Annotated in this window: 12 protein-coding genes; 5 read left to right on the plus strand and 7 right to left on the minus strand. The window is 57.5% G+C overall.

Going from position 1 to position 11,781, the window contains the following annotated elements; genetic code table 11:
• From ACQ4N8_RS27625 to ACQ4N8_RS27640, 4 genes are all read left to right on the plus strand, one after another.
• The coding region (locus ACQ4N8_RS27625; protein ID WP_430707580.1) for an RsmF rRNA methyltransferase first C-terminal domain-containing protein at window positions 1–465 on the plus strand (465 nt) is incomplete at its 5' end.
• Between the two features lie 121 nt (window positions 466–586).
• A complete protein-coding gene (locus ACQ4N8_RS27630; RefSeq protein ID WP_430707581.1) occupies window positions 587–682 on the plus strand; it encodes a YjcZ family sporulation protein in 96 nt (31 codons plus the stop codon).
• Between the two features lie 159 nt (window positions 683–841).
• Window positions 842–1,426 (plus strand): metalloregulator ArsR/SmtB family transcription factor, encoded by a 585-nt coding sequence (locus tag ACQ4N8_RS27635; RefSeq protein ID WP_430707582.1) that lies wholly within the window; start codon window positions 842–844, stop codon window positions 1,424–1,426.
• Between the two features lie 142 nt (window positions 1,427–1,568).
• Window positions 1,569–2,852: an MFS transporter gene (locus tag ACQ4N8_RS27640; protein ID WP_430707583.1), complete on the plus strand. Its 1,284-nt coding sequence runs from the start codon at window positions 1,569–1,571 to the stop codon at window positions 2,850–2,852.
• A gap of 331 nt (window positions 2,853–3,183) precedes the next feature.
• Here the strand turns inward: ACQ4N8_RS27640 and ACQ4N8_RS27645 are convergent, their stop codons facing one another.
• From ACQ4N8_RS27645 to ACQ4N8_RS27670, 6 genes are all read right to left on the minus strand, one after another.
• Window positions 3,184–3,996, minus strand: coding sequence for a Cof-type HAD-IIB family hydrolase (locus tag ACQ4N8_RS27645; RefSeq protein WP_430707584.1), 813 nt, complete (start codon window positions 3,994–3,996; stop codon window positions 3,184–3,186).
• 499 nt (window positions 3,997–4,495) lie between these two features.
• On the minus strand, window positions 4,496–5,266 hold the full coding sequence (locus ACQ4N8_RS27650) for a pseudouridine synthase (protein ID WP_430707585.1): 771 nt from the start codon (window positions 5,264–5,266) through the stop codon (window positions 4,496–4,498).
• A gap of 1 nt (window position 5,267) precedes the next feature.
• Window positions 5,268–6,803, minus strand: a complete 1,536-nt coding sequence (locus ACQ4N8_RS27655) for an RsmB/NOP family class I SAM-dependent RNA methyltransferase (protein WP_430707586.1) — start codon at window positions 6,801–6,803, stop codon at window positions 5,268–5,270.
• A gap of 332 nt (window positions 6,804–7,135) precedes the next feature.
• Window positions 7,136–7,621: a DUF309 domain-containing protein gene (locus ACQ4N8_RS27660; protein WP_430707587.1), complete on the minus strand. Its 486-nt coding sequence runs from the start codon at window positions 7,619–7,621 to the stop codon at window positions 7,136–7,138.
• Window positions 7,611–8,426, minus strand: a complete 816-nt coding sequence (locus ACQ4N8_RS27665; protein ID WP_430707588.1) for a GTP pyrophosphokinase — start codon at window positions 8,424–8,426, stop codon at window positions 7,611–7,613. The genes ACQ4N8_RS27660 and ACQ4N8_RS27665 overlap by 11 nt, the downstream gene beginning before the upstream one ends.
• A 72-nt stretch (window positions 8,427–8,498) precedes the next feature.
• Window positions 8,499–9,593, minus strand: coding sequence for a quinone-dependent dihydroorotate dehydrogenase (locus ACQ4N8_RS27670; RefSeq protein WP_430707589.1), 1,095 nt, complete (start codon window positions 9,591–9,593; stop codon window positions 8,499–8,501).
• Between the two features lie 199 nt (window positions 9,594–9,792).
• Between ACQ4N8_RS27670 and ACQ4N8_RS27675 the strand changes: the two genes are divergently transcribed.
• Window positions 9,793–9,924 (plus strand): hypothetical protein, encoded by a 132-nt coding sequence (locus ACQ4N8_RS27675; RefSeq protein WP_430707590.1) that lies wholly within the window; start codon window positions 9,793–9,795, stop codon window positions 9,922–9,924.
• Window position 9,925: 1 nt separating this feature from the next.
• On the opposite strand, the gene ACQ4N8_RS27680 is transcribed toward ACQ4N8_RS27675, so the two are convergent.
• Entirely contained in the window at window positions 9,926–11,362 is a 1,437-nt protein-coding gene (locus ACQ4N8_RS27680) for a L,D-transpeptidase family protein (RefSeq protein WP_430707591.1), read from the minus strand.
• Window positions 11,363–11,781 lie beyond the last annotated feature (419 nt).

Consider the following 11,781-nt stretch of genomic DNA (forward strand, 5'->3'; position numbering starts at 1 on the left):
GAGACCGCCGCGGCCTGGGACGCCTTCCGCGCCTGGGCCGCGGACGAGCTGCCCGCCTTCGCGCTTCCCGGCGGCGGCACGCCGCTCCTCTTCGGCGAGGCGCTGTACCTGCTGCCGGCCAGCGGCAGCCTGGCGCTGTCGCCGGACCACCTGACCGGCCTGAAGGTCCCGCGCGCCGGGCTGCACCTCGGCGACGTCCGCAAAGGCCGGTTCCATCCCGCCCACGCGCTGGCGATGGCGCTCGGCGCGGCCGAAGCCGCCCCGCGCCTATGGACGCTGGGCGAGGATTCGCCTGCCGCGGCCGCCTTTCTGCGCGGCGAAACGCTCGAGGTGCCGGCCTCCTTGCGCGGCTGGCATCTCGTGACCATCGCCTGCGGCGACGAGAGCTTCCCGCTGGGCTTTGGCAAAGCCAGCGGCGGCCAGCTCAAAAACCATCTCCCCAAAGGGCTGCGTCTCACGCATTAGGGATTCCGCCCGTTTTTGGCGAAATAGACGGAAGTCCAGACCCCATCGCCCGCCCTGACATACAATACGGTATCTCGTGAAATACGGGAAACCTATCCTTATGTAAGGGAGGAGAGTAACAATGGGAGAAATCTATGGAGGAGGCTTCACTTCGACGGGAGCCATTCTGGTGCTGTTCATCTTGCTCGTTATCGTTTCCCGTGCCCTGCTGGTATAAATGGTATGACTAACTAAAGCGGAATGAATCCTGCGGGATTCTTCCGCTCATTTTTTTGCCCGAACGCCTCCCCGATCAGCGGCTATTGACAACAAGCGTGCCTTTGTGGAATAATACGGTCATCTAATTAAACAATTATCGAATTAGCGAGGGATGACGATGCAGTTGGACCGGTTGGTGAATTTCCATAAAGCGGTGGGGGACGTAACCCGCATCCGCATTATCGCGCTGCTTCAGAACGGTCCGCTCCACGGCCAGGCGTTGGCCGGGAAGCTTGGGGTAACGCCCCCGACGATTACCCATCATATGACCAAGCTGCGCGAAGCCGACTTGATCTACGAACGGCGCGACAAGAACACGATCTACTTCTATCTGAACGAAAAAAGCCTGACCCTCCAAGCCCAAGCGATCCTGAAAATCGGCAGGGCCCTCCCGGCAGCCGATGACAAAAACGAAGAAGCCGCGCGCAAGGCGGCGGTGCTGGACAGTTTCTTCAACAAAGACGGCACCTTAAAGCATCTGCCCGCCCAGCGGAAGAAAAAGCTGATCGTGCTCGAACGCCTGGTCAAAGGGCTGAAACCGCACCGGAAATATCCGGAGAAGGAGCTTAACGAGTACATTCTGAATTACCACGAAGACTTTGCGACGATTCGCCGCGAGTTTATCATGAACCATTTCATGTACCGCGAAAACGGCATCTACGAGCTGAATCCCCCGGAAATCTGGGGTAAGAGCCCGTCCTGATCCGTTTTGAGCATTTTGCGATCGGACAATAGGAATGTTTCCTTCCGCCTCATTGTCCATTTTTTCGGCCAACTAATTAGATGATTATTAAATTAGATGAATATCACATTAACTTAACTTGCGAAAAGGGGGGGTCATGGCTATGACTCTTATAAGGATGTTGAGGCAGGAAAAACCGTACTGCCGGCTGTTTGCGGCCGGCCTGGTTAACGGCATCGGCGACCGGTTCAGCCAGGTGGCCGTCCTCGGCTTGCTGTTGTCGCTAACCGGATCCGGACTGGCCGTCGGCATTACCTTCGCCGTCCGCCTGTTCCCGTACCTTGTGTTCGGACCGCTCGGGGGATTGCTGGCCGACCGCTTTTCCAAAAAAACGATCATGGTGTTCACGGACGTGGTCCGTTGCCTTTTTGCGTTAACCCCGCTGCTCGTTCATGAACCCGGCGATGTCTGGATCATCTATGTCAGCTCGTTTGCCTTGTCCGCCGGCGAAGGGATTTACGCCCCGGCCCGCATGTCGCTTATCCCCCGGCTGGTTCATAAAGACCGTCTTCTCGCGGTCAACAGCCTCGAGCAAGCCATGGTCGGCTTCGTGCTGATCGGCGGCTCCGTGACGGGCGGGATCATCGCGGCGGCGGTTGGCGGCGAGGTTGCTTTTATGCTCAATGCCTTGTCCTTCCTGGTCTCCGGATTACTGCTGTTTCGCCTGGATACTGCCGCTAACCCCATTGCGCTTACCGATGATCCCCTGCCTTCCCAAGCACAGACCGAGCGCGCTCGTTCCGCCGATTCGCCCTCTAACCCGCGCACAAGCCGGACGGACGATTTCCGCCGGTTGTTGGCCGGCTCTTTCTTTTTGCGGCTCATGCTGATCGTGTTTGCCGTTTGGCCGATCGGCGACGGGGTATTTAACATCCTGATCAGCGTATACGCCGCCGAGGTGTTCCATATGGGGGATATCGGCATCGGGTTGCTCTACGGAGCCCTCGGGGCGGGGATGCTGGCCGGCTCCTCATTGACCGGTAAAATGGCTCGGCATATGCGGACGGCAGCCATGATTGCGCTGGTGCTTGAGGGCGTTTTCCAGATCATGATCAGTCAAACGCCTTCGTTTCTCCTGCTGGTTTTACTGCTGGCCGTATCCGCCGTCATTACCAGCGTCGGCAACGCCTGCAATGAAACGATCCTGATGCGGTTGATCCCCGCCGGCTGGCAGGGGCGGTTCTTCGGCGGCCTCGCCACCCTGCAGAATACGATCATGGGCGCGACGATGTTCGCCGCCGGTTTCCTGCTGGAAGCCGTAGCTCCCAGGACATTGGGCCTCGCCGCGGGGCTGCTGCTTGCCGTATTGGGACTTGGCCTGAGCCTCGCCTGGCTGCTGTTCCGCCCGGAGAGACGCCGGAATTGCGCCGAAGCCGAGCATATCTAGCAACAACAGGAGCGATTCGGCTGCACGCCGGTTCACTCCTGTTCGCTGTATGTCCACAAGGCATTTTGTTTTTTGTCTTCAAACAAGGCGTTTAACTGTTTGAACCATTTCGTATTGCCAATAATCCGACCAAGAGGAAGGCGATCGGGACGATTTTATTTTTGCTCATATAAAAATAGAACGCTCCCTATCTCCAACATTTAACTGATAACAATATAACCGACTTTCTCTCTTTTGTCTGCCGGATCACGGCTTATTCGCCCGTTACAAAACAAAAATACCGGAACTCTCGAGAGTATCCGGTATTTTTGCGCTTGCCCAAGTTGGTTCATTACCGCAGCGACCCTTCCAGGCAATATTTCTCCAAAGCCAGCTTGACGCCTTCCTCATTGTTGGAGGCCGTAACGGCATCGGCCGCCGCTTTGACCTCCAGCGGGGAGTTGTCCATGGCGACGCCCAACCCGGCATAGGTAAGCATCGTCAAATCATTAAAATAATTGCCGATCGCCATCACGTTTTCGGCCGGGATTTCGCGCTTTTCGGCCAGCTTTTGCAACGCCGCGCCTTTGGAAGCATCCTTATGCATGAGGTCGATAAAAAAGTCGCCGCTGCGCAGCATGTTGAATTCCTGCGTCCATTTGCTCCAGTCCGCGTACACGTGATCGAGCTGTTCGATATCTCCGGCGACGGTGAATTTCACGATCGGTTCGCTGAAATCGGCCCAGCCCGGCAGCTCCTCCGGCTCCATCATGAATTTATGGTACATGTCCAGCGCTTCCTGGCTCAGCCCCGCCGCGCCTTCCACGTAAAGCGCAAACGTCGTGTTGACGTCGAAATGGACGTTGTGCCTGCGGCAATACTCCATGTACGGCTCCAGACCGTGCGGATTCATCGCGAATTCATGCACGATTTCCTCGGTTCGCACGTCCACCGTTGCCGCGCCGTTATGGGTAATGACATAACCTTCCAGACCGATCTGGCGCATAAAAGGGATCGAGTTGACCGGGGCCCGGCCGGTGCACAGCACGAATTCCGTGCCTTGCTCCGCAATGGCCCGGATCGTTTCGACCGTTCCCGGCGACAGCTCGTGGTCGTCGTTAAGCAGTGTTCCGTCTACATCCAATGCAATCAGTTTGTATTTCATCTCCTGTCTCCTTTCTTTACTCAACCCTCCCAAACCCTCCCTTACCGTAAGGGAGGGCCCCAAGGGCCTGCCGCCCTTTGGATACCCGCAAATTGGGCGAACGTGGGAGGGACAAAGGCGCTCCTGCACGCTCTCCCCTTCGGGGATTCGCTTCATTTGGGCGCACGGAACGCTTTTCCCCCTTCGGGTACGTCTCACTTTTGGAGCACCCGGGTTCCCTGGAAAACCGTGCTGCTCATCACCGCTGCTGTCGGCGCTCCCGGGCAAGCCTTGCGAGGGGGCAGCCGCTTGTCGCCCTGCGGGCACGCTTTACGCTGGGAGCGCCTACAGGGCTCGAACTGCTGCTTGTTGGCTCTCTATATAGTTACTGCGCGCTGCTAGCCGCTCTCCCTGCGGGAATCCGCTCTACTTCGGTGCAAGGCCTTCTGCTTCTTTGCCTCATGCCTGCCAGCCCGCGCTCTCCCTACGGGATTCGCTTATCTACGGCGCAGACCCCTATTTACTTTCTCGCCGAATTTTTATACGTCCGCAGCGACTCCAGCTCGGTTTCGGTCAGCTCGCGGAATGCGCCTAACGGCAACGTCTCGTCGAGGACGAGCGGGCCCATGGAGAGGCGCTTCAGGTAGGTGACCTGCGAACCGACGGCTTCGAACATCCGCTTCACCTGATGGAATTTTCCCTCCGAAATCGTCAGTTGAATGCGCGAGGTACGGGTTCCGTCCGTATCGGCATGATGCTCCAGGACATTCAGCTCGGCGGGGAGGGTGACATACCCGTCGTCGAGCTCAACGCCCTGCCGAAACCGCTCGGCTTCGGCGTCGCCGACATGGCCGAGCACGACGGCCTCGTATGTTTTGGGCACGTGCTTGCGCGGGGACAACAGGTCATGGGCCAGCTGGCCGTCATTCGTCAGCAGCAGCAGCCCTTCCGTGTCCTTGTCCAGCCGGCCGACGGGAAACGGGGAGAATACCTGAAAATCCACCGGAAGCAGATCCAGCACCGTTTTCTCCCGGAGGTCCTCGGTGGCCGAGATGACGCCGGGCGGTTTGTGCAGCATAAGATACACGAATTCGCGGTAAAAAATCCGCTCCCCATCCAGCTCGATCACGTCGGCGGCAGGATCGCATTGCACGCCGCTATCCTTGACGACCGCGCCATTGATCGTCACCCTGCCCTGCTTGACGGTCTTTTTGATTTCCGTTCGCGTCCCGTAACCGAGATGGCCCAAAATTTTATCGAGCCGCTGCGTTTTTTTGCCTGAAAAACTCATGTTACGTCCACCTCCAACCCGCGGGATATTCGTTTTTGAGCAGGCCGTCCTGCCATTTGCCCCAACCCAGCGAGTAGCCGTCCACCGTGATCAGCACATACCCTTTGGGGCCGGCTCCTTCATGGCACTGCAGCCGCTCCGCGCCAACCTCCAGCGTTTCGCCCTTCAAATATCGGACAGCCTCGCCGTCCTGCGCGGACAAGTCCAACACCCGGATCGCTTCCGCCGGGGTTAGCGCCGTGGCCAATGGCTGGCCGGGGATCAGCCGGCCGTTTTTTACCGTACCGACGTACCAGCCCGGACGGACGACCTTCAGGCCGTCCAGCCGCTCTTTGGGCAACGGCGACAAATAGATGTTCCCGCCGAACAGCAACGGCTCTCCGGGCAACTCCGCGCTTAGCTGCTCCCGGGCGAAAGCTTGCCAGCTCCCCAGCAGCTCCCGCTCATCCAAACCTTTTCGTTCGCCGCCTGCCGCCTGCCTTGGGCGCTGGTTCACCCGTGATCCGCGTTTGCCCCGCGCTTCGCTGCCTCGTTCTGAGGAGATTATATCATACTCGTCAGCCGCTTCCTTCGAGCTGCCTTCTCCCTGAAGCTCCAGCACGGCCAGAAAATGGCCTTCGCCTTCGATCAAATGCGGCCAAAGCCGTCCGCATCCGGCCGTTTGCGCGGCGAACTCGGACGGAAACACCGGTTCTTCCTCCCCCTTCTCCAACCATTCAAGCCAGTCCGGCCGCCCCGGGGCAATCCCGGCGTCCCGCGCCAGCGGCACGACCCGAAACTGCGGATTGTCCCGCACAAATTCCGCGATCCTCGCCTCGTTCTCCTCCGGCGCGAACGTACAGGTGGAATATACGATCCTCCCGCCCGGCGCCAGCAAATCCGCGGCCGTTTTCAAAATATCCCGCTGCATCTCGGCGTATTTATCGACCCAATGCGGTTCCCACAGCCGGGCCATATCCTCGTCCTTCCGGAACATGCCTTCGCCCGAGCAAGGGGCATCGATCAGGATCTTATCGAAATAATGCGAAAAAGCCCGCGCGATCCGCTCCGGCGATTCATTAAGCACAACGGCGTTCCGCACGCCGTACAGCTCGATATTTTTGGCCAGCGCTTTCGTCCGCTCCGCGTTGATATCGTTCGTAACCAACATCCCACGGCCTTGCAGCTTCCCCGCGATTTGCGTCGATTTCCCGCCGGGTGCGGCGCACAAGTCCAGCACCCGTTCCCCGGGCTTCACGTCCAGCAGCTCCACCGGCGCCATCGCGCTCGGCTCTTGTATGTAGTACAGCCCGGCATGATAATAGGGGTATTTGCCCGGCTTGATCTGTTCATCCACATAATACCCCGTCTCGCACCACGGAATCGGCCGAAGCTCAAAAGGGGCCAGCTTCCGGAACGCATCCGGAGCGATTTTCAACGTGTTGATGCGGATTCCCGCATAGCGGGGATTGTCATAGGAGGAGAGGAACGCGTCGAACTCGCTCCCCAGCAGCTCCCGCATGCGCTCCAAAAAAGCCATCGGTATCTGTACCGCCATGCCTGTACCATCCATTCCTTAGTTCTGTCAGTTGCAGCTTCTCGGTTACCAAAGCAATGCTATTGTACCATAGCCGTCCCCTCTTCGCGAAAAGAAAAGCGTCGGCCCCCCGCGCCGAATCAGCCCTCGTCTGCCTTCCGCTGCCGTACGCTTATTGACAGAAACGGCGAATTCTATTCGATTTTTCGTATATAATCCCTCGGTTATGCGGCAGTGCAGGCCAATAAGGAACGTTTCCACATATTGGTGTTATGCGTTTCGCGTTCGGCATCCTTCAAAAAACAAAAAGCCCGCCTCCCCCTTAATCGGGGAGACGGGCCAAACGTTCGGATTCACTGTCCCGCTTTCCTTTGCTCCAGCTTCCGTTGCCGTTCCTCGTGCTTGTCGCCTCGCTGCGGCTGACGCCGCTGGGGAATATTCGGGACGATGTCCGGCGAAGCCTGCTCCAACGCACGCTGCAACTCCGAATCCACTACGCGGATCGTCAAATCATAGTACTTGAAAGGACGTTCCGACGCATCTCCAAGCGCTTCCGCATAATCGGCGGTTTCCCGGCGCAGTTGGCCCAGGTCGATCCCCAGCGTATGTTCGGGATACGCGGCGAGCCGCTCCAGGCCGGACAACAGCATTTTCCTTCCACCCGAAAGGTTGCCTCTCCGTGCATGGAACAAGCCGACGGCGACTTGCAGGAGCCCTTTATAAAAAGGGTCGCGATCCCGCTCCAGCCATAACTCCTCAAGCACCTCGTGGCACTCGAAATAATCGCGGTCCCGGTTGAAATAAACCAAATACGCCACATACAGCGGCTCAAAGCTCATCGCCGGGCTCCTCCACCTTCTTGTATTGCTTGATCAGCCCTTTTACCCCGACCAGCAAATCCCTCATGCTTTCGAAGTCCTTGGCTTCCCACAGGATGTCGAACCGGCGCTGCGCATCGATCGCCTCGGACACCAGATGATAAAAATACAGCTGATGGATCGCCGACAGCAGCGAAGACACGATATTGGAATCGTCCTCGAAGCTCTTCTGGGCAATCAGGATCTCTTGGCGGATGCTGGACATTTCGTTGTCGAGCACGAATGCGGCCTCCGCGGCTTTTTTCAGCCGTTTGCGCATCTCCTCCGGCAGGCTTTCCCGGTACTTATAGTTCAACGAATGCTCGATCGTCGCCCAGAAGTTCATCGCCAGGGTGCGAATCTGGATTTCGGCCAATACGATTTTTTGACCGAGCGCGGTTTGCACCGGATATTCCACGATCATATGGAAGCTGCGGTACCCGCTTTCCTTATAATTGGTAATGTAATCTTTCTCGTACAGCACCTTGAGGTCCTTGCGCATCCGGATGTATTCCGCCACCCGGCGGATATCCTCCACGAACTGGCACATGATGCGGATGCCGGCAATATCCTCGATCCCGGTCTCCAGATCGTCCATGGACACGTTCAGGCGCTTCGCTTTATCCAGGATGCTGGATATTTTTTTGACCCGTCCGGTTACGAATTCGATCGGCGCGTATTCCTCGCGCTTTTTCAATTCGGACCGCATCGTCTTGAATTTGACCTTCAGTTCCTCAACGGCTTGTTCGTACGGAAGCAGAAATGTTCCCCAATCTCTATTGTCCATCCTTATGCCTCCACTTCTTGACCTGCTTCGTGATCAAAAGATGACTTTTTGAACAATCTCTTGAACGGCGGCTTAACGGTGGTCCGCACCGACCGCCGCGGAGATATGCGCAAATCCGTCCCGCCGCAGCAGCTCCCTAAGCCCACGGTGCAGCTTGCGGTTGATCTCCGGACCTTCGTAAATCAGCGCAGTATATATTTCCACCAGGCTGGCGCCTGCGCGGATTTTGCCATAAGCGTCCGCCGCGGAGAAAATGCCGCCCGATCCGATGATCGGCAGCTTTCCGTCCGTCTGGCGGTAAACCCGGGAAATGATCTCCGTCGATCTCGTTCCCAGCGGCTTCCCGCTAAGCCCCCCGGTTTCCTTGGCATTTTTATGCGTAATCCCGTCCCGGGATAGGGTCGTGTTCGTCGCGATCAATCCGGAGACGCCGCTTTGCTGAATCGTATCGACCATATATTCCAGCTCTCCGTCGCTGACGTCGGGCGCAATTTTGACCAGGACCGCCTTCTCCTTGCCGTATCGCTTCGCTTGCGCGCGCATCTCGGCCGTCACGGCCGCAAGCAACGAAGCAAGCTCGCTGCCATGCTGCAATTTACGCAAATCCGGCGTATTTGGTGAACTGATGTTCACGACGAAGAAGTCCGCATGCGGATATAAGGCCGAAATGCATTTCTCGTAATCGCGGGACGCCTCTTCGTTGGGCGTCGTTTTGTTCTTGCCGATGTTGACGGCGACCGGAATCGGACGCTGCGCTAGCGCCCGGAGCCGCTCCGCCATCGCTTCGGTCCCCCGGTTGTTGAACCCCATCCGGTTGATCAGCGCTTCCTCGGGCGGAAGCCGAAATAACCTTGGCTGGTCATTGCCGGGCTGGCCCAGCGGCGTTACCGTGCCAACCTCCATGAATCCAAATCCGATCGCGGAGAAACCCGCTACCGCATCGGCATTTTTATCAAGACCGGCGGCCAGCCCCACCGGAGAAGGAAAGTGAATTCCAAATAACTCCGTCGCCAGCTCCGGCATTTCCGGAACGCCGTACATCCCGCGCATGAACGGGATCGCGCCGGGGATGCGGGCCGCTGTATGTAGTCCGTCAATCACAAGATGATGAGCCTTTTCCGGATCCATCCGGAAAAACACCGGTTTTCCCAATAAGCGATACAACACGTTCTTCGTTCACTCCGATCATGCCTTTGCATTATTTTGCTATTACCAGTTTAGCTGTTTCTGATTGAAAAGAAAAGTTCAAACTCCCGTCAAGTGAAATGGCGAACGAGGAGATGGAAATTTGAAATGAAAGCAGTTACAATAGACTTGAACGCTTTGCCAATTGGATTTATAGCTAGGTTAGAGAGGGGAATATACCATGTCAACCAAACGAAAACCGCCTACGCTCCAACAAAAAAAGGAGGAAGTCAACAAGAAAGCACTGATCTGGTCGATATCCATCATCGCCGTGCTTATCGTTGCGACTGCCGTCCTCTTGATTGTTACGTAACCTAACGAAGCCAATGGTATGTCCGGTGGGGATTGGTCTGATCCTGTCTGTGCCCCAGGGCAAAACGCTCCTTCGGGACGCTCTCCAGCGTCGGTAAAATCCCCTTTCCGATCGTCACCTTCGTTCCTTTCGGAACCAGATCGAACAGCTCCTCTACGTCTTTTTTGCCCATCCGGATGCAGCCCTGGGAGTCGTCCTTGCCGATGCTGTCCGGCTCGTTCGTCCCGTGAATCGCGTAATTCGTATCCGACAGCTGCATGCCGCGGCTGCCAAATTCCCCGTTATCCTTTCCGTTCGGGTTTATCACCTTCTCCGAAATGACAAAATTCCCTTCCGGCGTACGGTCTCCGCCCAAGCCGACCGCGTAGCTGCGAACCAGCTTCTTTCCGCTTACCACCGCAAGCACATGCGCCTTCGTATCCACGAGAATTTCAAACGGTTCGGTAAAATACGGCCTTCCTCCCGGAGCCATGCCCTCCGCCAAGGCGGGGATAACGCCTCCGGCCTGCTCCGCCGCAGCTGAACCGGCGCTTTGAAGCTGCTTCAGCAGCGGACCAAAAGCGCCCTCCATCACCGGATCGGTTCCCGCGATCCAGTTGTCGGGAAACGGGCCGGCCAGCTCCTGCAACCTCGATGGCCAAGCGCCTTTGGCCTGCTTGTAATGAAGCATCGCCGATGCCAGCACGCCAAGCGATTCCTGGCGCGGAATCCACTGCTTCGCGGCCGCCTTCAGCTCGGACGGATCCGGCGGCGTACAATCGCAGGCCGCCGGATCATAAGCCTGGAGCGTCGTCCGGCCGGCATCCCGAAGCTGCTCCAGGCCGAAGACCACCGGCATGTCGTCGGACCAGACCAGCCAGTTGCCGACCCGCTCCATGCCCAGCACGCCGGCCTCGAGCGGAGCGCCGCCGGTTTGCTGCTGCAGCGCCAGCAAACCGGCCAGTGCCTCCGCCGGCGCACCGGTCTCCCCGGCGGCGTACCCGATCGCCGTAAACACCGGCCCCTTCGCGACCGGCGGCGTTTCCGGCGGGACGGGACGCTCATCGCCTGCTGCGCCCGGCTCCTCCACACTCTCCGGCGCGCCTATGGTCTGCGCGGACGCAGGCGCCGCCTCCCGATCCCCCGGCGCATGGGCGGACGGGATCCACATCACCAAAGCGATCAACAGCGCAAGGCCGAATTTGCGCAGGAAGCTGCCGCGTTTTTCCCGCCGATGCGTCTCCTTCACCAGCCCCGCCTTGTAGCCGGACAATACCTCCTCCGGTACCGGGATCTTGCTCGATTCGAAAGCTTCGTAAACGTTGCCCGCCTGAATGTAGCAATAATGGGCCTTCCCCTCTTGTCCGCTCGCTTCGTATTCCTTGCCCAGCAAATACCAGGCCATTTTGTTGTTCGGGTGATTTTCTACATATTTTTTGAGGTACGCTGAATTCCCCATGATCTCCTCCGCACCGGCGTTGTCGATAGTAAACTCCATTATTTTCTTTATCGGCAGACCCAAGGGCGTTTCTAACCCAAAATTCGCCAGATTGCGAATTTCGCGACTTAATACCCATCCTAATTAGGGCCCGAGACTACGCCGTTTCCGCAACGGACTGCAACGACGTTTAAGCTCCAGCAAGCCGATTATCGCAACTTTAGCACATATATCGTCCTCCCAGCCGCTGGCATTGCATCAAGCCCAACAAGGCATCCTTTGTACAGAAAGACTAGTCAGATGATCGCGATCTTGAAGTCGTCCCAAGCACAGCAGAAACGAAAAACTGCAAAAGCCTCTAGGCCCCCTAAATAAACTGGAGTCCTCTCCTACAAGGATTTACAATGGAAATAAGGGAGAGGATTAAGTTATGGGAAAAG

Source organism: Paenibacillus macerans (assembly GCF_050565405.1).
GTDB classification, from domain to species: Bacteria; Bacillota; Bacilli; order Paenibacillales; family Paenibacillaceae; genus Fontibacillus; species Fontibacillus macerans_B.